We start from the raw sequence: 22,498 nt of genomic DNA, 5'->3' as shown, positions 1-22,498 counted from the left end.
TGAAATCGGCGGCCGAACCGCAGTTGAAGGCACAGGCACAGGCAAAGGCTAAGGCCCGAACGGATCTCGTCTCGGGCTATGCCGCCTTGCCCGGAAGCGCCGACGAGATGCTGGACAAGTCGGGCGCAGTGCGCCCCGTCTGGCAGCACCTGCTCGCAGCCATCGGCCGCATGGACGAGACCGACCTCGTCAACCGCTTCGCCCGCGCCGACCGCTATCTTCGCGATGCCGGCGTCTTCTACCGGGCCTATGGCAGCAAGGAAAACACCGAACGCAACTGGCCGCTCTCCCACATTCCCGTCCTCATCGACGAAAAGGAATGGCAGGTCGTCTCCGAAGGCCTTGTGCAGCGCGCCGAGCTTCTGGAGAAGGTGGTCGCCGATATCTACGGCGAGGGACGACTGGTGCGGGAAGGCTTCCTGCCGCCGGCCCTGGTCGGCTCCAATCCGGAATTCCTGCGCCCGCTGGTCGGGGTGAAGCCCGCCGACGGCCATTTTCTGCAATTCTGTTCCTTCGAAATCGGCCGCGGCCCGGATGGCAACTGGTGGGTGCTGTCGGACCGCACCGAAGCGCCCTCCGGCGCCGGCTTTGCGCTGGAAAACCGCGTGGCGACCACGCGCGCCTTCTCCGATGTCTATGCCGAAACACATGTGCACCGCCTCGCCAGCTTCTTCGGCGCCTTCCGCGACACGCTGCAGGCCGGCAAACGCCACCCGGAAGACCGCATCGCGGTCCTCTCGCCCGGCGTTGCCAACGAGACCTATTTCGAACACGCCTACATCGCCCGTTATCTGGGCTTCATGCTGCTGGAAGGCGAAGACCTGACGGTGGTCGGCGACCGCGTCATGGTGCGCACCGTCGCTGGCCTGAAGCCCGTCGGCGTGCTGTGGCGTCGTCTCGATGCCGCCTTTGCCGATCCGCTGGAGCTCAACCAGAACTCCCACATCGGCACGCCCGGGCTTGTGGAGGCGCTGCGGGCCGGCTCCGTCTCCATCGTCAACGCGCTCGGCTCCGGCATCTTGCAGACCCGCGCCTTCCTCGCCTTCCTGCCACGCATCTCGCGCCACCTGACGGGCGAGGACCTCCGCCTGCCGAGCATCGCCACCTGGTGGTGCGGGCAGGCGGCCGAGCAGGCGCATGTCGCCGCCAATATCGAGAAGATGGTCATCGGCCCGGCCTATTCCGTGCGCCCCTTCTTCGACGACAACGAGCAATCCGTTCTCGGCTCCACCCTGCGCGACAACGCCAAGACATCGATCGGCGAATGGCTGAAGACCGACGGCGCCAAGCTCGTCGGCCAGGAGGCCGTGACGCTCTCCACCACGCCCGCCTTCGTCAACGGCAAGCTGACGCCGCGGCCGATGTCGCTGCGCGTCTTTGCCGCCCGCACGCTGGATGGCTGGCAGATCATGCCCGGCGGCTTTGCCCGCATCGGCTCGGGCGACGATGTCGCGGCCATTGCCATGCAGGCCGGCGGTTCGGCGGCCGATGTGTGGATCGTCAGTGACAAGCCCGTCGCCCGCACATCGCTGCTGCCGGCGGAGGAAAGCTTCACCCGCAACATGCCCGGCAGCCTGCCGAGCCGCGCAGCCGACAATCTCTTCTGGCTCGGCCGCTACATCGAGCGGGCCGAAGGGGCGCTGCGCATCCTGCGTGCCTGGCACGGCCGCTACGCGGAAGCTGCCAATCCCGACATGCCGCTTCTGAAAGACGTGACGGAATATCTGGCGGCGCTCGACATCGATACCAAGCAGCCGGTCCCGTCGAGCCTGCTCGCCAATATTTCGAGCGCCCTCTTTTCTGCCAGCAACATTCGCGACCGCTTCTCGCCGGATGGTTGGCTGGCGCTCAACGATCTCGCCAAGACCGCGCGCAAGTTCCACGCCACCGTCCAGGCCGGCGACGACGCCACCCACGCCATGACCATTCTCCTGCGCAAGCTTGCGGGCTTTGCCGGTCTCGTGCATGAAAACATGTACCGCTTCACCGGCTGGCGCTTCCTGTCGATTGGCCGCTACCTGGAGCGCGGCCTGCACATGACGCGCCTTCTCGGCCACATGACCGGGCCGAACACGCCGGACGGCGCCTACGACATGCTGCTGGAAATCGGCGACAGCGTCATGACCCATCGCCGCCGCTACAACGTCGCCACCGCCTCGCTGACGGTCACCGATCTGCTTGCGCTCGACCCGCTGAACCCGCGCTCGATCCTCTACCAGCTGAACGAGATCAAGACCGAGGTCGAGCTTTTGCCGAACGCCTTCACCAATGGGCAGATGTCGTCCTTCTACCGCGAAGCGATGCGCCTGCACGCTGGCCTCGCCGTCATGACGCCGGACGGCATGACCCCCGCCGTCTACCGCCGCTTCGAGCAGGATCTGGAGCACCTCTCCGATGTCCTTGCACAAACCTATCTGAGCTGAGCCCCGTGATCTACGACATCAATCTGAAGATCACCTATGCCTATGACGTCCCCGTCTCCGGCGGCCGGCACATGGTGCGCGTGCTGCCGCTCTCGCAGCCGGGCCGCCAGCGTCTCGTCGCCGGTTCCGTCAGCTGTGTCCCGACCCCGCAGGAGCGGCACGAAAGCACCGATTTCTTCCGCAACGCTGCCACATCCATCGTCTTCCGCACCGCCCATGACCGGCTGATGATCCGCATGCAGGCCCGCGTCACCGTCGACCCCGTGCCAATCACCGCCGACTTTTCGCCAAAACTCGCCGATCTCGCACCGGCGCTGGCGACCGTCTGGACGCTCGATCCTGATTCTCCGCACCACTTCATGGGCGTCAGCCCCCGCCTGCCCGAGGTTGCCACCATTGCCGCCTATGCCCGCACTGCGGTCTGCGACGGCATGACGGTCAACGAGATCGCCAGGGCGCTCTGCACCCGCATCCACAAGGACTTCACCTACGATCCGAAAGCGACGACGGTGGATACGACACCGGCAGCCGCCTTCAAGCTGAAGCGCGGCGTGTGCCAGGATTTCGCCCATGTCATGATCGTCGCGCTGCGCAGCCTCGGCATTCCCGCGGGCTATGTCAGCGGCTTCCTGCGCACCATTCCCCCGCCGGGCAAGGAACGGCTGGAAGGGGCGGACGCGATGCACGCCTGGGTGCGCTACTGGGCCGGCCCCATCACCGGCTGGGTCGAACTCGACCCCACCAACGACATCCCGGCCGGCACCGACCACATCGTGGTCGGCCACGGCCGCGACTATGCCGACGTCGCCCCGGTAATCGGTATCCTGAAAAGCTATGGCGGCCAGACGACGGAACAGGCCGTGGACGTGGTGCCGGTGCTGCCGGCCTGACCCAAAGCCGGACAAAGCGGCGTCTCACTGTCAAAAAACGCCAAGTTTTTGCGTCGATCGCTAAAATTCTAAATTTAGCAGCAACGGCCTTGAAACGGACCTTGGATAAAGTAACGACGATCAAGTTCTCCTGCGAGAGACCCATGACACGCCGACGCCATTTCAATCCCCGTGGTCTTTTGTCCAACAGGAGCGGCAATTTCGGTTTGCTGGGCGCGTTGGCGCTGCCCGTGCTGATCGGTGCCGGGGGCATTGTCTTGGACATGGCGAGCATGGTCCTGACGAAACAGGAAATGCAGGGGGCTGTGGATGCGGCAGCCCTGGCGGGTGCATCCGCACTCGCCGGAAAAGGCGTCAGCGAAGATGAAGCCAGAAAGATCGTGCTCGAATATCTGAAGGGCCAGGTTTCGCGCAAAAGCAATCTTGACGAGGGTGAAAATGACGGCACGCCGGAGCAGATTGCCTCCCAGGCCGTCGTCAAGATCTCCGTCAAGCCGACCCTCGGCAATGCCAAGGAATACAAGGTCGAAGTCACCGCCGGCACGACGGTTCATTTCACGCCGTTGACGCGGCTGCTCGGCCACGATTCTACCGTCATCAATTCCACGGGCACCGCGACATCGAGTACGGAGTCCAAGAACGCCTTGTCCATGTATCTGGTCCTTGACCGGTCGGGATCGATGGACGAAAAGACCAACACGCGAACCACCCGAACGTATACCTATAACTGCTTCAATAATCAGTGGGTCCCGACGACCTGTACGTGGTCCTACGAGGACACGGCCACCAAGCTGGAAGTGCTGAAGGACGCGGTCGGAAAACTCGTGCTGACGTTGAACGAGGCAGATCCGACGCAGTCTCTCGTTCGCACGGGAGCTTCGTCCTACAGCACCGATGCAGACCAGCCTACTCCCCTGGATTGGGGGACGAAGCGGACGATGGACTACGTGAACAATCTTAAAGCGAGCGGCTTCACAAACTCGGCGCCCGCTTTCGTTACAGCCTATGATTCGCTCATGAAGCTGTCGGAAAACAATGCACACAAGATCAAGAACGGCCAGATACCGTCGAAGTTCATCGTGCTGCTGACCGATGGCGTAAACAACATTCTAAGCGCCGATACGACAACCAAGGCCTACTGCGACAAGGCACGCAAGGCGGGGATCGAGGTTTTCTCGGTACCATTCATGGCGCCGAAGGCCGGGCAGGACCTGCTGCGCTACTGCGCCACGACGCCTGCCCATTACATTCCTGCAGAAGACGGCGATCAGTTGACGGCGGCTTTCAAGTTCATCGGCGAACGCGCCACTGCCGTCGCAACCCGCCTCAGCAAGTAATCCACCAAGTCTCGGCTGGAGCCGCCTGTCCTGTGCAGGCGGCTTTTTTATTTTTTTCAACAACTTGCCACAAGTGCCGTTGGGGACATGACCTGCCGTGCCCGCGTGCCGGCTTTCTTGACAAGATGTATTGCAAGCGCTTCGGATAGATGCATAAATCGATACAACCCGGAGGGTGCGGGTCTTGAAAACTGGAAAGAAGGGGCAATCTTTTCCATGATGAACCAGGTCAAATCCAGCGAGCTTCCGACGCCGGCGCTTCGCACGTCGAGCCCCGAGCAGCTCGCCACGGAAATCCTCGAACGCCTGAAATATCGCATCGGCAAGGACCCGAAGGTCGCCAAGCCGCATGACTGGCTGACCGCCGCCATCCTGGTGGCCCGCGACCGCATCACCGATACCTGGATGGACGCCACCAAGCGCACCTACGCCGAGGGCTCGAAGCGCGTCTATTACCTCTCGCTCGAATTCCTCATCGGCCGCCTGATGCGCGATGCCATGACCAATATCGGCATTATGGACGAGATGCGCTTGGCGCTGACCTCGCTCGGCGTCGACATCGACGTGATCGCCGAGCTTGAGCCGGACGCGGCCCTCGGCAACGGTGGCCTTGGCCGTCTGGCCGCCTGCTTCATGGAATCCATGGCAACCGTGGACGTGCCGGCCTACGGCTACGGCATTCGCTACGTGCACGGCCTTTTCCGCCAGCAGATGGCCGATGGCTGGCAGGTGGAGCTGCCCGAAAACTGGCTTGCCCACGGCAACCCCTGGGAATTCGAGCGGCGCGAAAGCTCCTACGAAATCGGCTTCGGTGGCGCCGTCGAGACTGTCAATGTCGACGAGGAAGTGACCCGCTACGTCTGGAAGCCGGCCGAGCGCGTCATCGCCACGGCCTATGACACGCCCGTCGTCGGCTGGCGCGCCAACCGCGTCAACACGCTGCGCCTGTGGACGGCAACGCCGATCGATCCGATCCTGCTCGACGCCTTCAATGCCGGCGACCACATCGGCGCGCTGCGTGAAAGCAACAAGGCCGAAAGCCTTGCCCGCGTTCTCTACCCCGCCGACGCGACGCCCGCCGGTCAGGAACTGCGCCTGCGCCAGGAGTTCTTCTTCTCCTCCGCCTCGCTGCAGGACATTCTGCGCCGCCACCTGCAGCAATATCCCGACTTCACCTCACTGCCGGATGCCGTCTCGATCCAGCTCAACGACACCCATCCCTCCGTCGCGGTCGCCGAACTCGTGCGCCTTCTGACGGATGTCCATGGCCTCGATTTCGAGCAGGCCTGGGGCATCGCCCGCCTCACCTTCTCCTACACCAACCACACGCTGCTGCCCGAAGCCCTGGAAAGCTGGCCGGTGCCGCTGTTCGAGCGCCTGCTACCGCGCCACATGCAGATCGTCTACGCCATCAATGCGATGATCCTGATGGAGGCTCGCCGGCAGAAGACCCACACGGACCAGCAGATCCGCTCGATCTCGCTGATCGACGAAAGCGGCGAGCGCCGTGTGCGCATGGGCAATCTCGCCTTTGTCGGCTCGCACTCGATCAACGGCGTCTCCGCCCTGCATACGGAGCTGATGAAGGAAACGGTCTTCGCCGACCTGCACCGGCTCTACCCCACCCGCATCAACAACAAGACGAACGGCATCACGCCGCGCCGCTGGCTGATGCAGTGCAATCCCGGCCTGTTCTCCCTCATCCGCGATGCGATCGGTGATCGCTTCATGGACGAGACGGAGGCGCTCTCCGATCTCGACAAATTCGCCGACGACAAGGACTTCCAGGAAAAGTTCGCGGCCGTGAAGCGGGCCAACAAGGTGCGCCTCGCCAAGCTCGTGCAGAGCCGCATGGGCATCCGCCTCGACCCCTCCGCGATGTTCGACATCCAGATCAAGCGCATCCACGAATACAAGCGCCAGCTCCTCAACATCATCGAGGCCATCGCGCTCTATGACCAGATGCGCTCGCATCCCGAGCTCGACTGGGTGCCGCGTGTGAAGCTCTTCGCCGGCAAGGCGGCGCCGAGCTACCACAATGCGAAGCTGATCATCAAACTGGCCAACGACGTCGCAAGGGTCATCAACAACGACCCCGCCGTGCGCGGCCTGCTGAAGGTGGTTTTCGTCCCCAACTACAACGTCTCGCTTGCCGAGGTCATCGTGCCCGCCGCCGACCTTTCCGAGCAGATCTCGACGGCCGGCATGGAAGCCTCCGGCACCGGCAACATGAAGTTTGGCCTCAATGGCGCGCTGACCATCGGCACGCTGGATGGCGCCAATGTCGAGATGCGCGACCATGTCGGGGAAGAGAACATCAAGATCTTCGGCATGACGGCAGAGGAGGTGGCCAAGACCCGTGCCGACGGCCACAATCCCCGCGCCATCATCGAAGGCTCCCGTGAACTGCAGCAGGCGCTCTCCGCCATCTCTTCCGGCGTCTTCTCGCCGGGCGATACCGGCCGCTTCGCCGGACTCGTGGACGGCCTCTACAATCACGACTGGTTCATGGTCGCTGCCGACTTCGATGCCTATGCCAAGGCCCAGCGCGAAGTCGATACGCTCTGGACCGATCCGCATGTCTGGTATTCGAAGACCATCCGGAACACTTCACGGATGGGATGGTTCTCCTCCGACCGGACGATCCGGCAATACGCAAAGGAAATCTGGAGGGTCGTATGACCGAAAATTCCGCCAACGTGACGACTGGTAACGGAGGAAGCGTTCTTTCGGAGGCGGAAATTGCAGCAATCGTCGCCGGCAAGCACGGCGACCCCTTTGCTGTTCTCGGCGTACACGAGGCAAAGGGCGGTTTTATCGCCCGATGCTTCATACCGGACGCCGAGGAGGCGGTCGCGGAAACGCTGGCCGGTAAGCCGCTCGGGACACTGACCCGCCGCCACGACGCGGGCTTCTTCGATGGTCCGGTGGCGCTGAAGAAGCGCCAGCCGATCCGCTACCGGCTGAAGAATGCCGGCGGCGAATGGACCGTCGTCGATCCCTACAGCTTCGGCCCCGTGCTCGGGCCGATGGACGACTATTACATCAAGGAAGGCTCGCACCTTCGCCTATTCGACAAGATGGGCGCGCACGGCATCGCCCATGAGGGTGCCGACGGCTTCCACTTCGCGGTCTGGGCCCCGAATGCGCAGCGCGTCTCCGTCGTCGGCGACTTCAACGCCTGGGATGGCCGCCGCCACCAGATGCGACTCAGGATCGACACCGGCATCTGGGAGATCTTTATTCCCGGCGTACCGGAAGGCGTTCCCTACAAATACGAGATCATCGGCAAGAACGGCGAACTTCTGCCGCTGAAGGCCGACCCTTTCGCCCGCCGCTCCGAACTGCGCCCGAAGAACGCCTCCGTCACCACCGGCGAGATCGCGCAGGTCTGGGAAGACGAGGCGCACCGAAAGTTTTGGGCCAGTACGGACGCCCGCCGTCAGCCGATTTCCATCTACGAGGTGCATGCCGCCTCCTGGCAGCGGCGCGAAGACGGCTCGATGCTGACCTGGGACGAACTCGCCGAGCGGCTGATCCCTTATTGCGTCGACATGGGCTTCACCCACATCGAATTCCTGCCGGTCACCGAATATCCGTTCGACCCCTCCTGGGGCTACCAGACGACGGGTCTCTATTCCCCCACCGCCCGCTTCGGCGAGCCGGAGGGCTTTGCCCGCTTCGTCAACGGCGCCCATAAGGTCGGCATCGGCGTCATCCTCGACTGGGTTCCGGCGCATTTTCCGACCGACGCCCACGGGCTTCGCTGGTTCGACGGCACCGCGCTCTACGAACACGAGGATCCGCGCCAGGGCTACCACCCGGACTGGAACACGGCGATCTACAATTTCGGCCGCGCCGAGGTGCTCGCCTATCTCCTCAACAACGCCCTTTACTGGGCCGAGAAATTCCACCTCGACGGCCTGCGTGTCGATGCGGTGGCCTCGATGCTCTACCTCGACTATTCGCGCAAGCACGGCGAATGGGTGCCGAACGAATATGGCGGGAACGAAAACCTGGAGGCGGTGCGCTTCCTCCAGCAGATGAACGCCGCCGTCTATGGCAGCCATCCGGGCATCCTGACGATTGCAGAGGAATCCACGTCCTGGCCCAAGGTCTCCCATCCCGTCCATGCCGGCGGCCTGGGCTTCGGCTTCAAGTGGAACATGGGCTTCATGCACGATACGCTGCAGTACCTCGCCCGCGAGCCCATCCACCGCAAGCACCACCACAACGACCTCACTTTCGGCCTGCTCTACGCCTTCACCGAAAACTTCGTGCTGCCGCTCTCCCATGACGAGGTTGTGCACGGCAAGGGATCGCTGATTGCCAAGATGGCCGGCGACGACTGGCAGAAATTCGCCAATCTGCGGGCCTATTACGGCTTCATGTGGGGATATCCCGGCAAGAAGCTCCTGTTCATGGGCCAGGAATTCGCCCAGTGGCGCGAATGGTCGGAGGAACGCGGGCTCGACTGGAACCTCGACGAATACCCGCTGCACACCGGCATGCGCCGTCTCGTGCGCGATCTCAACGGCACCTACCGCGCCAAGCCCGCGCTTCATGCGCGGGACTGCGAAGGCGACGGTTTTGAATGGCTGATCGCCAATGACAGCGACAACTCCGTCTTTGCCTGGCTGCGCAAGGCGCCGGGCGAAAAGACCATTGCAGTCGTCACCAACTTCACGCCCGTCTATCGCGAAAACTACACCATCCCGCTGCCTGCCGAGGGACGCTGGAAGGAAATTCTCAACAGCGACGCGGAGATTTACGGAGGAAGCGGAAAGGGCAATGGCGGTGCCGTTCAGGCCGAGCGACAACCGTCCGGTGCCATTCTGGCCGACATCACCCTGCCGCCCTTGGCGACGGTGATGTTCGAGCAGCAATAGGCCGGCATCCGCGTGCTCAGCGCGGACCGTCGGAAGAGCCAAGACGCAAGGGACCATTGGCCCAAGGGGAACGGGCCGGTGGAACCTGAGAACATCTGATGGGAGGACTACCATGGTCGAAAAACGCATTCAGCCTCTTGCCCGTGATGCCATGGCCTATGTGCTGGCCGGTGGCCGGGGAAGCCGCCTGAAAGAACTGACCGACCGCCGGGCCAAGCCCGCGGTCTATTTCGGCGGCAAGGCCCGCATTATCGATTTTGCGCTGTCGAACGCGCTGAATTCCGGCATCCGCCGCATCGGCGTGGCCACACAATACAAGGCGCACTCGCTGATCCGCCACCTGCAGAACGGCTGGAACTTCTTCCGCCCCGAGCGCAACGAGAGCTTCGACATCCTGCCTGCCTCCCAGCGCGTTTCCGAAACGCAGTGGTATGAAGGCACCGCCGACGCCGTCTACCAGAACATCGACATCATCGAAGACAGCGGCGTCGAATACATGGTCATCCTCGCCGGCGACCATGTCTACAAAATGGACTACGAACTCATGCTCCAGCAGCATGTGGACTCGGGTGCGCAGGTGACCATTGGCTGCCTCGAAGTGCCGCGTATGGAAGCGACCGGCTTCGGCGTGATGCATGTCGACGACAAGGACCAGATCATCGATTTCGTCGAAAAGCCCGCCGATCCGCCGGGCATTCCCGGCAATCCGGACATGGCGCTGGCTTCCATGGGCATTTACGTCTTCCACACGCGCTTCCTGATGGAGCTGCTGCGACGCGATGCGGAAGACCCCAATTCCAGCCGCGACTTCGGCAAGGACATCATTCCCTACATCGTCAAGCATGGCAAAGCCGTCGCCCACCGCTTCACCACGTCCTGCGTGCGCTCCAATTTCGAGCGCGAAGCCTATTGGCGCGACGTCGGGACGATCGATGCCTACTGGCAGGCCAATATCGACCTCACCCATGTGACGCCGGAACTCGACATCTACGACAGCACGTGGCCGATCTGGACCTTTGCCGAGATCAAGCCGCCGGCGAAATTCGTGCATGACGACGAGACGCGCCGCGGCTCGGCCACCTCTTCGCTCATCTCCGGCGACTGCATCATCTCCGGCGCAACGCTCAACCGCAGCCTGCTCTTCACGGGTGTGCGCGTGAACTCCTTCTCGCGCATCGAAAACAGCGTCATCCTGCCGAGTGTGAAGATCGGCCGCCATGCGCAGCTGAACAACGTGGTGATCGACAGCCGCGTCGTCATCCCCGAAGGCCTCGTCGTCGGCGAGGACCCCGAAGAGGATGCACGGCGCTTCCGTCGCAGCGAAAACGGCATCTGCCTGATCACCCAGGCGATGATCGACAAACTGGGTATGTGATCGATGAAGGTGCTGTCTGTTGCGTCGGAAGTCTATCCGCTGGTCAAGACCGGCGGGCTCGCGGATGTTGCGGGTGCCCTGCCGCTGGCGTTGAAACGCCACGGCATCGCTATGCGCACGCTGCTGCCCGGCTACCCGGCCGTGATGCGTAAGATCGGCAAGGCGCGCCAGATCGCCACCTTCGACACCCTGTTCGGCAATCCCGCCGGCCTTCTGGCCGTCGAGCACGAGGGGCTCGATCTCCTGGTGCTCGACGCGCCCTGGCTTTACGACCGTCAGGGCGGCCCCTATGTGGACGCCGCCGGCAAGGACTACCCCGATAATTTCCGCCGGTTCGCGGCCCTGTCGCTGGCGGGCTCGCAAATCGCCAATGGCCTCTTGACGGACTGGCGCCCGGATATCATTCACGCCCATGACTGGCAGGCGGCGCTCACCCCCGTCTACATGCGCTTCAGCCCGGTCGCGCACTCTGTTCCATCGATCATGACAGTGCACAACATAGCCTTCCAGGGCCAGTTCGGCGCCGATGTCTTTGCCGAGCTCGCCCTGCCGCCGGAAGCCTTCTCCATGGAGTTCGTGGAGTATTACGGTGATGTCGGCCTCCTGAAGGGTGGCCTGCGCACCGCGCACGCCATCACCACCGTCAGCCCGAGCTACGCGCAGGAAATCCTGACGCCCGAATTCGGCATGGGGCTGGAAGGCCTGCTGCAGGCGCGCGGCGACGATCTCGTCGGTATCGTCAATGGCATCGATACCGATGTCTGGAATCCAGCAACCGACAGTTTCCTTGCCCGCAGCTTCGATGCCGCAACGCTCAAGAAGCGCGCTGAGAACAAGACAGCCCTTGCGTCCGAATTCGGCCTGGAGGCAGGTGACGGCCCGCTTTTTTGCGTGATCAGCCGCCTGACCTGGCAGAAGGGCATGGACCTGCTGGTGGAGGTCATCCCGGAGATCGTTGCAGGCGGCGGACGTCTCGCCATTCTCGGCTCCGGCGATCCGGGCCTCGAAACCGCGCTCTTTGCCGCCGCCGGTCGTCATCCGGGCCGCGTCGCCATCACCACCGGCTACAACGAGCCGCTGTCTCACCGCATGCAGGCCGGCGCTGACGCGATCATCATTCCCTCGCGCTTCGAGCCCTGCGGCCTGACCCAGCTTTATGGCCTGCGCTACGGCTGCGTGCCGATCGTCGGCCGCACCGGCGGTCTTGCCGACACGGTCATCGACGCCAACGAGGCGGCCCTTCTCGCCAAGGTCGCCACCGGCTTCCAGTTCGCCCCCATCACCGCCGACGGCCTGCGCATGGCGCTGCGCCGGGCGCTGCGCGCCTATGCCGACCCCGCCATCTGGGGCCGCATCCAGGCGCAGGGCATGAAATCTGACGTTTCCTGGGACCGGAGCGCCGGCGATTATGCCGCCCTCTACACCCGCCTGCTGTCCAAAAAAGGCATTTGACATGATCAAGACCATTTCCACCACGCCCTATACCGACCAGAAGCCCGGCACATCAGGCCTGCGCAAGAAGGTGCCTGTCTTCCAGCAGGCCAACTATGCCGAGAATTTCATCCAGGCGATCTTCGACAGCCTAGAAGGCTATGAAGGCGCGACGCTCGTCATCGGCGGCGACGGCCGCTATTACAACCGCGAGGTCATTCAGATCGCCATCAAGATGGCCGCTGCCAACGGCTTCGGCCGCGTGATGGTCGGCCGCGGCGGCATTCTGTCGACGCCCGCCGCCTCCAACATCATCCGCAAATACCAGGCCTTCGGCGGCATCGTGCTCTCCGCCAGCCACAATCCTGGCGGCCCGACGGAAGATTTCGGCATCAAGTACAACGTCTCCAACGGCGGCCCGGCCCCGGAGAAGGTGACGGACGCGATCTACGCCCGCACCAAGACCATCGACGCCTACAGGATCTCCGACGCAGCCGACGTCAATCTCGACCTCGAAGGCGAGCACACGATCGAGGGCATGACCGTGCAGGTGATCGATCCGGTCGCCGACTATGCCGAACTGATGGAAAGCCTCTTCGACTTCGACGCCATCCGCGCCCACATTGCCGGCGGCTTCCGCGTGGTCTTCGACGCCATGAGCGCGGTCACCGGACCCTATGGCAAGGAAATCATCGAAAATCGCCTCGGCGCTCCCAAGGGCTCGGTGCTGAACTTCATGCCGCTGCCCGATTTCGGTGGCCACCACCCCGACCCGAACCTCGTCCACGCAGCCGATCTTTACGAAGAAGTCATGCGCGAAGGCGGCGCGGATTTCGGCGCGGCCTCGGACGGTGACGGCGACCGCAACATGGTCGTCGGCCACGGCATGTTCGTCACGCCCTCCGACAGCCTCGCCATCATCGCCGCCAACGCCACGCTCGCCCCCGGCTACAAGGGCGGCATTGCCGGTATCGCCCGCTCCATGCCGACCAGCGGCGCGGCCGACCGTGTGGCCGAAAAGCTCGGCATCGGCATGTACGAAACGCCGACCGGCTGGAAGTTCTTCGGCAACCTGCTCGATGCCGGACTTGCCACCGTCTGCGGCGAGGAGAGCTTTGGCACGGGCTCGAACCACGTGCGCGAGAAGGACGGTCTGTGGGCCGTGCTTTTCTGGCTGAACATCTGCGCCGTGCGCAAGGAAAGCGTCAAGGACATCGTCACCGACCATTGGGCGACCTACGGCCGCAACTATTATTCGCGCCATGACTACGAGGAAGTTGACAGCGACGCCGCTAACGGCCTCGTCACGGCGCTGCGCGACAAGCTCGCCACCCTGCCCGGCCAGACCATCAACGGTCTGACGGTGGAAGCGGCCGACGACTTCTCCTACGACGACCCGATCGACCAGTCGGTCTCCTCCAAGCAAGGCATCCGCATCCTGTTTGCCGGCGGCTCGCGGATCGTTCTGCGCCTTTCCGGCACGGGCACCTCGGGCGCGACGCTGCGCCTTTACGTGGAGCGCTACGAAGCCGATCCCGCCCGCCACGGCATCGACACCCAGGAGGCGCTCGCCGACCTCATCGCCGCCGCCGACGAGATTGCCGAGATCAAGAAGCGCACCGGCCGCGACGCCCCGACCGTCATCACGTGAGGGGTGATAGGCTCTGAGTGCTCTTCTCCCCTTGGGGAGAAGTGCCGAACGGAGTGAGGCGATGAGGGGTTCACATTTCGCGCAAGAGGCTGCGAAGACCCCTCATCCGACCCTTCGAGCCACCTTCTCCCCCAGGGGAGAGGAGAGGGCAATCGTCGCCGTTGGCGCCGGATCCAGCCGTTGAAATATCAGCAGGGCTGCCAAGCGAACACTGTCGAGCAAGCACAGCTCCCCCTTGCTCTCCCGCCTCTGCCGTGCCTACTCTTCCCCCACCCGCATCAACCCGTGAACGGACCGCCCCGGCATGACCGCATCTCCGCTCGGCCCGCAGCCCACACCGCGCGGCACGCTGTTTTCCGTCCATTCCCGTGACGCTGAGCGTATCGAGCTTTGCCTTTTCGATACCGCCGATGGCCGTGAGGTGCGGCGGATATCCATGGAGCGCGACGGCGACATTCACCGGGCGAGCGTCAGCAGCGTCGGCCCCGGCACCCGCTACGGCTACCGTGCGCACGGGCGCTACGACCCGGATGCCGGGCTTTGGTTCGATCCGGCGAAACTGCTCGTCGATCCCTATGCCGTCGAGCTTGATCGGCCCTTCCGCTATGACGCGCGTCTCGCCGCCTTCGGCGAGGACACCGCCGATCTCGTGCCGCGCGCCGTCGTCACCAAGCCCCGCGCCGTCAAGCCCGCGCCGCCGTTGATGGTACCCGGCGGCCTGATCTACGAGGTCGCCGTCAAACCCTTCACCATTCTCAACGAAGAGGTTCCGGCAAAGCAGCGCGGCACGCTCGCAGCGCTCGCCCATCCCAGCGTCATTGCCCACCTGAAGCGGCTCGGCGTCGGCGCCGTGGAGCTGATGCCGATCACCGCCTGGATCGACGAGCGGCACCTGCCCCCGCTCGGTCTCACCAATGGCTGGGGCTACAATCCGATCGCGCTGATGGCGCTCGATCCGCGCCTCGTGCCCGGCGGCATGGAGGAACTGCGCCGTACCGTCGCCGCGCTGCATGTCGAGGGCATCGGCGTCATCCTCGATCTTGTCTTCAACCATACGGGCGAAAGCGACCGCTACGGCCCCACCCTTTCCTTCCGCGGCCTCGACAACCGGACCTACTACCGTCATCTGCCCGATAATCCCGGCGTCCTCGTCAACGACACCGGCTGCGGCAACACGATTGCCTGCGACGAGCCTGTCGTCACCGATCTCGTCCTCGATTGCCTGCGCCACTTCGTCCGCGAGGCCGGCATCGATGGCTTCCGCTTCGACCTCGCCTCCATTCTCGGCCGCCGCCCGGATGGCTTCGACCGCAACGCGCCGCTCCTGGCCCGCATGACGGCCGACCCACTGCTTGCCGACCGCATCCTGATCGCCGAACCCTGGGATATCGGGCCCGGCGGCTACCAGCTCGGCAATTTCCCCGCCCCCTTCCTCGAATGGAACGACCGGGCCCGCGACGACCTGCGCCGCTTCTGGCGCGGCGACCGGGGCATGATCGGGCAGCTTGCCACCCTCCTCTCCGGCTCCTCCGATATCTTCTCGCGCAATAACGGCGGGGCGACCCGCAGCGTCAACTTCGTCGCCGCCCATGACGGCTTCACACTGATGGATCTCGTCTCCCACGCGCACAAGCACAACGAGGCCAATGGCGAGGACAATCGAGACGGGCACAACGAGAACCACAGCTGGAACAACGGGGTGGAAGGCGCCACAACGGACCCCGCCATCCTCGCCGCCCGCCGCCGCGATGTGAAGGCGCTGATCTCGACCCTGATGGCAACGCGCGGCACGGTGATGCTCACCGCCGGCGACGAGGCCGGCCGCAGCCAGCGCGGCAACAACAACGCCTATTGCCAGGACAATGCGATCACCTGGCTCGACTGGAGCGCACTCGACACGGAGCTGCTGGCGCACACCGCCGCCATCTCCGCCATCCGCAGCCGTTTCACAGTCTTTTCGGAAAACACCTTCTTCACCGGCGACGGCGATGTCTCCTGGCTGACCTTCGACGCCCGGCCCATGGCCGTCAGCGACTGGGAAAATCCGGAGACGGAAACGCTGACCATGCTACTCGCCACGCTCGATCGGCAAACGACCCTCAAGACCCACCTCGCCGTGGTTTTCAACCGCAGCCCCTTCCCCCGCCAGTTCCGCCTCCCCTCGCCCCTTCCGGGGCGGCGTTGGGCCGACCTGCTGGGCGACGGCGCGGCGGGCGGGCTGGTGGAGGCACGGGCGGTGGCATTCGTCGTTGAGGTTGGGGAATAAATCCGGCTGGCGTGAGAGGCGGGCGTCCGCGACCGGCAAACGATAGATCACAACCCAAGGTCCAGACCATGCACAAAGAAATATCGCTTCGCGAGATACAGGCGCTCTCCGGCACCGTGATCGGAACCTCGGACTGGATCACCGTCGGTCAGGCGATGATCGATCAGTTTGCCGCGGCGACGCTCGACGACCAATTCATCCACACCGATCCGGTGCGGGCGGCGCAAACGCCGTTCGGCGGCACGATTGCGCACGGGTTCCTGTCGCTCTCGTTGCTCTCCGCCATGAACTATTCGGCTGTGCCGCGCATTCGCGAGCAGACCATGGGGATAAACTACGGCTTTGAAAAAGTGCGGTTCGTGACGCCCGTGAAGTCGGGCGCGCGCGTGCGCGGCCATTTCACGCTCGCCGAGGCCCGCTTCCGCGGCGCGGCCATGCTGATGCTGACCTATGATGTCAGCGTCGAGATAGAGGGAGAGCGCAAGCCGGCGCTGACGGCGACATGGACGACGATTGCGCAGTTCGATCCGAAGGATCGGCCGGAGGGGGCGTGAAGGAGTCCGATGGATGCGCCAAGCATGCGCCCCACACCCTCCATCATCGCCTCCAATCGCACACCAACTGACGGCAGTGAAACGAGCGACAGCCCCTCTCCGTCATCCTCGGGCTTGACCCGAGGATCCATTTCACGAGCGTTTTCAACGGCCTGTGGATTCTCGGGTCAAGCCCGAGAATGACGGGAGATTGGAGCTCGGTCGAGGACAAGGCAGCCACGAAGCTCAACACGCCGCAGCCGACGCAGCTGCGACGCCTTGGCGACACGCAAGCGCGCCTCTCAGAGCGCCGCGTCTTCCGCCCCTTCCACCAGAATACCGAACGCGTATGGTGCAAAGGAGCGCCAGCATTCCACCCGATAGTCCTCGGCGGCGGTGCGGTAGAGCACCATCTCGATCTTGCCGAGCACGGTGCGGGCCGCCGCGCCGACCGGGAAAACGCCGTCCGTGAGGTCGAGCGGGCAGGCGCTGTTGATGGCGGCGGCTGCGCCCGGACCGGAGACCAGCACGGCCGTGTTGCGGTGCGAGATGTCGGTGGCCGAATGCAGCACGCCGACGCCGGCAAGGGCGGCCATCAGGTCGGTTTCCGCCTCGTCGATCACCAGCCACTCATCCGGACCGAGCCAGAGGGCGTGACGGCCCTTGCTGCTGGCAGAACGCTTCGGGCGCGTCGGAAGGTCGACACCGAGCGCGGCGGAAAGGGCCGCCACGGCATCGGGCTTGGCGCGCAGCGAAAGGCGCGTGGCAGCCTTTGCCGGGGTGACATGGGCGACGGCGGAGCCGCCGTAGAGGCTCGGATGGGCGCCGGCGAGAACCGGACGACGCTGGGCGATTACGGGATCAGCCATGGATGCGGCCTCCTTCCTTGTCAAAGAACACCATCTCGCTCACCTCGACGGCGATCGTGCGATCGGCCATCGGCACGTAGAGCGTTTGCCCCAGCCGCGCCTTGCCGCCGGCGACCAGCGCCATGGCGATCGACCGGCCGCAATTTTCCGACCAGTAGGACGAGGTGACGTGACCGAGCATGGTCATCGGCACCGGCTCGTTCGGATTGGCGACGATCTGCGCGCCTTCCTCCAGAACCTCCTTCGGATCCTTGGTCAGCAGGCCGACGAGCTGCTTGCGGCCCTCGGCCACGAGATCCGAGCGCTTCAGGCCGCGAATGCCGACGAAGTCGGGTTTCTTCTTGCCGATCGCCCAGCCGAGGCTGGCATCATCGGGCGTCACCGTACCGTCCGTATCCTGGCCGACGATGATGTAACCCTTTTCGGCGCGCAGCACGTGCATGGTTTCGGTGCCGTACATGCAGGCGCCCATCGGCTCGGCGCGGGCCCAGATCGCTTCCATCACGGCCTGGCCGTAATCGGCGGGCACGTTGACCTCGAAGCCGAGTTCGCCGGTGAAGGACATGCGGAACAGCCGGGTCGGCACGCCGCAGATCTTGCCCTCGGCCACGCTCATATGCGGGAAGGCCTCGTTGGAGAGGTCGATGCCCTCGACGAGCGGCGCGATAATCTCGCGGGCCTTCGGACCCTGCACGGCGATGACGGCCCACTGCTCCGTGGCAGAGGTCAGCCAGACGTCGAGATGCGGGAATTCCGTCTGCAGATAGTCTTCCATGTGGTGCATGACGCGGGCGGCACCGCCGGTCGTCGTCGTCACGTGGAAGCGATCCTCCGCCATGCGGCCGACCACGCCGTCATCATAGATGAAACCGTCTTCGCGCAGCATGATGCCATAGCGGCAGCGGCCCGGCTTCAGCGTGTCCCAGCCGTTCGTGTAGAGCAGGTTGAGGAACTTCGCCGCATCGGGTCCGACCACCTCGATCTTGCCGAGCGTGGAAGCATCGAAGATGCCGGCCGACTGGCGCACCGTCACGCATTCGCGATCGACAGCCTTGTGCATGTCTTCGCCGGCGCGCGGATAGTACCAGGCACGCTTCCAGTTGCCGACATCCTCGAAGATCGCGCCCTTGGCTTCCTCGAAGGCATGCATCGGGGTCTTGCGGGCGGGATCGAAGAGATCGCCGCGCGAATGGTTGATCAGCGTGCCGAAGGTGACGGGCGTATAGGGCGCGCGGAAGGTGGTGAGACCGACCTTCGGGATTTCGCGCCCCAGCGCCTCGGCCGCGATTGCGAGGCCGTGAATGTTGGAGAGCTTGCCCTGATCGGTCGCCATGCCGTTGGTGGTAAAGCGCTTGATGTGCTCGATCGAGTGCATGCCTTCGCGCACGGCAAGGCGGATATCCTTAGCGCAGACATCGTTCTGGAAGTCGATGAAGGCCTTCACCGTCGTGTCCGGGCCGGCCCCTTCGGCCGCACCGGCCATGCCGCCGGTCCATTCGAAGGCGTTGGTGCCGGAGATCGCCGGGGTATCGCCGCCGGTGAAGCCACCCTTCAACGCACGGTCACGCCCGGCTGCGATGGCCTCGTCGATCGTCGCCTGCAGGCCGTTGGTGCCGTTGCAGGCCCCGACGGAAATGCACTCCTGCACGTAGGTGCCCGGCAGGAAGCGCTGGCTTTCCGCATCATAGGCCACCTTGCCGCGCGACTGCGAGAAGAGATGCACCGACGGCGTCCAGCCGGAGGAGGTGATGAGTGCATCGATGCGCATGGTGCGCGAGGAACCGCCACCATTGCGGGCGACCGTCATGGACGAAACCCGCAGCTTGCCGGCCGTGTCGATGACGGAGTGGCCCGTCAGGACCTCGATGCCGAGGCGGCTGGCTTCCGCCAGAACCGCCGCGCCCGGCTGCTGCCGGCAATCGACGATGGCGGCGATGGAGACGCCGGCCCGCTTCAGGTCGAAGGCGGCTTCATAGGCCGAATCGTTTGCGGTGTAGACGCCGACATTGCGGCCGACCGCGACACCGAAATGGTTGAGATAGGTGCGGGCCGCCGACGCCAGCAGGATGCCGGGACGGTCGTTGTTGGAAAACACCATGTGCCGCTCGATGGCGCCGGTGGCGATCACCACCTGCTTGGCGCGCACCTGCCACAGGCGCTCGCGCGGCAGCCGGCGATCCGGCTTGGCGAGATGATCCGTCACGCGCTCCACGAGGCCGACGAAATTGTGCTCGTAATAGCCGAACGCGGTCGTGCGCGTCAGCACGGTCACGTTTTCCATGGCGGCGAGTTCGGCCGCAACGGACTGGGCCCAGTCGAAGCCCGGCTTGCCGTCGATCATGACGCTGGTGTCGAAGTGCAGCGCACCGCCGACTTCCGGCTGCTCGTCGCACAGGATGACGCTGGCGCCGGTCTTCGCGGCGGCCAGCGCAGCGGAGAGACCGGCAACACCGGCACCGGCGACCAGGACGTCGCAATGCGCGTATCGGCCGGCATAGTGGTCGGGGTCGGCCTGATCGGGCGAAACGCCGAGACCAGCGGCAGCGCGGATCTGTGGCTCGTAAAGATGCTTCCAGGCCTTCTTCGGCCACATGAAGGTCTTGTAGTAGAAGCCGGCGGCAAAGAAGGGCGAGAGCAGGTTGTTGATGCTGCCGACGTCGAAGGAGAGCGACGGATAGCGGTTCTGCGAGGCGATGGTCACGCCGTCGAAGACTTCCTGCACCGTGGCGCGCACGTTCGGCTGCCGGCGGGCGGCGTCCCGCTGCACGTCGATCAGCGCATTCGGCTCTTCCGGGCCGGCCGAGACGACGCCGCGCGGGCGGTGATACTTGAACGAGCGGCCCATCAGGTGCACGCCGTTGGCGAGCAGCGCCGAGGCGACCGTGTCGCCTTCAAGGGCGGTATAGGGGCGGCCGTCGAAGGTGAAACGGGCGGTCTTGGCAGGCGTCAGGCGACCTGCGCCGGGGATGCGATTGGCTCCGCTCATTTCGCCGCTCCTTCCTGGGCAAGAGGCTGCGCGACGGGGGTCGCAGCCGGAAGGTCCGGTTTGGGCTCACCGGCCTTGTAGGTCATCACGAACTTGTCCGAGACGGTATGGCGCACCGCATTGAAGAAGCGGCCGCAGCCGTGGATATGGCGCCAGCGCTCGTAGATCAGGCCCTTGGGATTGTCACGCAGGAAGAAGTATTCCGCGAAGGCTTCGTCGGAGATCTCGGCAATGTTGTCAGGCCGGACGATATGGGCTTCGCCGACGGAACGGAATTCGAGCTCGGAACGATCTTCCTCGCAATAGGGGCAACGGATGAGAAGCATGAACGAACTCCCGAAAATCAGTGCGCGACGGCGGCGGCGGCCGCTTCGTCGATCAGGCGGCCGGTACGGAACCGGTCCAGCGTGAAGCCGGCACCATGCTGGTGCGGTGCGTCACGGGCGATCAGATGCGCGAAGAGATGCGCCGAACCTGGCGTCGCCTTGAAGCCACCCGTGCCCCAGCCGCAATTGACGTAGAGGCCGGGAACCGGCGTCTTGGACTGGATCGGCGAACGGTCCGGCGTGTTGTCGGTGATGCCGCCCCACTGGCGCATCATCTTCACGCGCCGGAAGATCGGGAAAAGCTCGCAGATGGCATCCAGCGTATGCGTGATGATCTGCAGGCCGCCGGTCTGGGAATAGGAGACGAACTGGTCGGTGCCGGCACCGATGACGAGTTCGCCCTTGTCCGACTGCGAGATATAGGCATGCACCGTGTTGGACATGACCACGCAGGGGAAGATCGGCTTCATCGGCTCGGAGACGAGCGCCTGCAGCGGGTTGCTGGTGAGCGGCACGCGCACGTCGGCCATTTCCATGATCTGCGTGTTGTGGCCGGAGGCGGAGACGCCGACCTTGCGGGCACCGATGAAGCCGCGGCTGGTCTCGACCCCGATGACGCGGCCGTCGGGACCACGGCGGATGCCGGTCACTTCGCAGTTCTGGATGACGTGGACGCCCATGTCGGAGGCGGCGCGGGCATAGCCCCAGGCCACCGCATCGTGGCGGGCCGTGCCGCCTCGGCGCTGCAGGGCGGCACCGTTCAGCGGATAGCGGGCGGAGGCGGAAATATCGAGCGGTGGGCAGAATTCCTTCGCCTGCTCGGGCGTCAGCCATTCATTGTCGATGCCGTGCAGGCGGTTGGCATGAATGTGGCGCTTGAACACCTGCTGGTCATGCACATTGTGCGACAGCATCATCACGCCGCGCGGCGAATACATGACGTTGTAGTTGAGCTCCTGGCTGAGGTTTTCCCACAGCTTCAGGGAGTGCTCGTAGATCCCCATGCTCTCGTCATAGAGATAGTTGGAGCGGATGATGGTGGTGTTGCGGCCGGTATTGCCGCCGCCGAGCCAGCCCTTTTCGATCACGGCGACGTTGGTGATGCCGTGCTCCTTGGCCAGGTAATAGGCCGCGCCCAGGCCATGGCCGCCACCGCCGACGATGATGACGTCGTATTCCTTGCGGGGTTCGGGCGAGGTCCACTGGGCCTCCCAGCCCTTGTGCCCGCGCAGCGCCTCACGCGCCACGGCGAATACAGAATATTTGCGCATCAGCCTTCCATGCTCCCCGTTTTTGGGTGTCTCTTTGTCGAGCGTCTCGATGAGGCCTAGAGATGACAAATCTGGGGCGGACGCAACGTCTCTTTTGCGACGCAAATAGACGCGACTTGTGCGCCATGCGACATTGGCCTCGTCGGCGCCATCAACAGGCCGCCGGCGACGGAGAAGCGTTGCCGTCCATGGGAACGTAGCGTAACAAAACGGTCATGAGCGCCGCGCGGCGGCTGGACTTTGGCGCACCG

13 protein-coding genes and 1 pseudogene are annotated in these 22,498 nt (G+C 64.3%); 10 read left to right on the top strand and 4 right to left on the bottom strand.

Features of this window, described 5'->3' with window-relative positions; translation table 11 throughout:
- Window positions 1–74: 74 nt before the first annotated feature.
- The 10 genes and pseudogenes from F3H41_RS14495 to F3H41_RS14450 all read left to right on the top strand — a co-directional run.
- Window positions 75–2,423 (top strand): annotated as a pseudogene (locus F3H41_RS14495) (circularly permuted type 2 ATP-grasp protein); the annotation flags it as partial.
- A 5-nt stretch (window positions 2,424–2,428) separates the two neighbouring features.
- Entirely contained in the window at window positions 2,429–3,313 is an 885-nt protein-coding gene (locus F3H41_RS14490) for a transglutaminase family protein (protein ID WP_149739401.1), read from the top strand.
- Window positions 3,314–3,456: 143 nt separating this feature from the next.
- Entirely contained in the window at window positions 3,457–4,650 is a 1,194-nt protein-coding gene (locus tag F3H41_RS14485; RefSeq protein ID WP_149739400.1) for a VWA domain-containing protein, read from the top strand.
- Between the two features lie 216 nt (window positions 4,651–4,866).
- On the top strand, window positions 4,867–7,332 hold the full coding sequence (locus F3H41_RS14480) for a glycogen/starch/alpha-glucan phosphorylase (protein WP_149739399.1): 2,466 nt from the start codon (window positions 4,867–4,869) through the stop codon (window positions 7,330–7,332).
- Entirely contained in the window at window positions 7,329–9,539 is a 2,211-nt protein-coding gene (gene glgB, locus F3H41_RS14475) for a 1,4-alpha-glucan branching protein GlgB (protein WP_149739398.1), read from the top strand. The genes F3H41_RS14480 and glgB overlap by 4 nt, the downstream gene beginning before the upstream one ends.
- Before the next feature lie 112 nt (window positions 9,540–9,651).
- Window positions 9,652–10,914 (top strand): glucose-1-phosphate adenylyltransferase, encoded by a 1,263-nt coding sequence (gene glgC / locus F3H41_RS14470; protein ID WP_149739397.1) that lies wholly within the window; start codon window positions 9,652–9,654, stop codon window positions 10,912–10,914.
- A 3-nt stretch (window positions 10,915–10,917) separates the two neighbouring features.
- The gene (gene glgA / locus F3H41_RS14465) at window positions 10,918–12,366 is read left to right on the top strand and encodes a glycogen synthase GlgA (protein WP_149739396.1); all 1,449 of its coding nucleotides are present in this window, start codon (window positions 10,918–10,920) and stop codon (window positions 12,364–12,366) included.
- A gap of 1 nt (window position 12,367) precedes the next feature.
- Window positions 12,368–13,996, top strand: a complete 1,629-nt coding sequence (locus tag F3H41_RS14460; protein WP_149739395.1) for an alpha-D-glucose phosphate-specific phosphoglucomutase — start codon at window positions 12,368–12,370, stop codon at window positions 13,994–13,996.
- Between the two features lie 304 nt (window positions 13,997–14,300).
- A complete protein-coding gene (gene glgX / locus F3H41_RS14455; RefSeq protein WP_149739394.1) occupies window positions 14,301–16,262 on the top strand; it encodes a glycogen debranching protein GlgX in 1,962 nt (653 codons plus the stop codon).
- Window positions 16,263–16,330: 68 nt separating this feature from the next.
- The gene (locus F3H41_RS14450; protein WP_149739393.1) at window positions 16,331–16,816 is read left to right on the top strand and encodes a MaoC family dehydratase; all 486 of its coding nucleotides are present in this window, start codon (window positions 16,331–16,333) and stop codon (window positions 16,814–16,816) included.
- A 281-nt stretch (window positions 16,817–17,097) separates the two neighbouring features.
- Here F3H41_RS14450 and F3H41_RS14445 read toward each other — a convergent pair whose 3' ends face one another.
- From F3H41_RS14445 to F3H41_RS14430, 4 genes are read right to left on the bottom strand one after another with little or no spacing between them, the layout of a single operon-like run.
- Window positions 17,098–17,664 carry a sarcosine oxidase subunit gamma gene (locus F3H41_RS14445; protein WP_149739392.1) on the bottom strand — a complete coding sequence of 189 codons (567 nt, stop codon included), beginning with the start codon at window positions 17,662–17,664 and terminating at the stop codon, window positions 17,098–17,100.
- A complete protein-coding gene (locus tag F3H41_RS14440; RefSeq protein WP_149739391.1) occupies window positions 17,657–20,650 on the bottom strand; it encodes a sarcosine oxidase subunit alpha in 2,994 nt (997 codons plus the stop codon). Before F3H41_RS14440 ends, F3H41_RS14445 begins: the two co-directional genes overlap by 8 nt.
- Complete coding sequence (locus F3H41_RS14435) at window positions 20,647–20,976, bottom strand: sarcosine oxidase subunit delta (protein WP_149739390.1); 330 nt, start codon at window positions 20,974–20,976, stop codon at window positions 20,647–20,649. Before F3H41_RS14435 ends, F3H41_RS14440 begins: the two co-directional genes overlap by 4 nt.
- Window positions 20,977–20,993: 17 nt before the next feature.
- Entirely contained in the window at window positions 20,994–22,247 is a 1,254-nt protein-coding gene (locus F3H41_RS14430) for a sarcosine oxidase subunit beta family protein (protein ID WP_149739389.1), read from the bottom strand.
- Between the last annotated feature and the right edge of the window lie 251 nt (window positions 22,248–22,498).

Origin of the sequence: Rhizobium sp. RU20A, from assembly GCF_900155885.1 — a bacterium.
In the GTDB taxonomy this organism is placed as follows: domain Bacteria; phylum Pseudomonadota; class Alphaproteobacteria; order Rhizobiales; family Rhizobiaceae; genus RU20A.
The sequence above is the reverse complement of the archived record's forward strand: the minus strand, read 5'-3'. Positions and strand labels throughout refer to the sequence as shown.

Coding starts and splice junctions, on each gene's coding strand:
- F3H41_RS14485 (WP_149739400.1), top strand. CDS start 3,457: ATGACACGCCGACGCCATTTCAATCCCCGTGGTCTTTTGTCCAACAGG.
- F3H41_RS14440 (WP_149739391.1), bottom strand. CDS start 20,650: ATGAGCGGAGCCAATCGCATCCCCGGCGCAGGTCGCCTGACGCCTGCC.
- F3H41_RS14480 (WP_149739399.1), top strand. CDS start 4,867: ATGATGAACCAGGTCAAATCCAGCGAGCTTCCGACGCCGGCGCTTCGC.
- F3H41_RS14445 (WP_149739392.1), bottom strand. CDS start 17,664: ATGGCTGATCCCGTAATCGCCCAGCGTCGTCCGGTTCTCGCCGGCGCC.
- glgC (WP_149739397.1), top strand. CDS start 9,652: ATGGTCGAAAAACGCATTCAGCCTCTTGCCCGTGATGCCATGGCCTAT.
- F3H41_RS14435 (WP_149739390.1), bottom strand. CDS start 20,976: ATGCTTCTCATCCGTTGCCCCTATTGCGAGGAAGATCGTTCCGAGCTC.
- F3H41_RS14460 (WP_149739395.1), top strand. CDS start 12,368: ATGATCAAGACCATTTCCACCACGCCCTATACCGACCAGAAGCCCGGC.
- glgX (WP_149739394.1), top strand. CDS start 14,301: ATGACCGCATCTCCGCTCGGCCCGCAGCCCACACCGCGCGGCACGCTG.
- F3H41_RS14450 (WP_149739393.1), top strand. CDS start 16,331: ATGCACAAAGAAATATCGCTTCGCGAGATACAGGCGCTCTCCGGCACC.
- glgB (WP_149739398.1), top strand. CDS start 7,329: ATGACCGAAAATTCCGCCAACGTGACGACTGGTAACGGAGGAAGCGTT.
- glgA (WP_149739396.1), top strand. CDS start 10,918: ATGAAGGTGCTGTCTGTTGCGTCGGAAGTCTATCCGCTGGTCAAGACC.
- F3H41_RS14430 (WP_149739389.1), bottom strand. CDS start 22,247: ATGCGCAAATATTCTGTATTCGCCGTGGCGCGTGAGGCGCTGCGCGGG.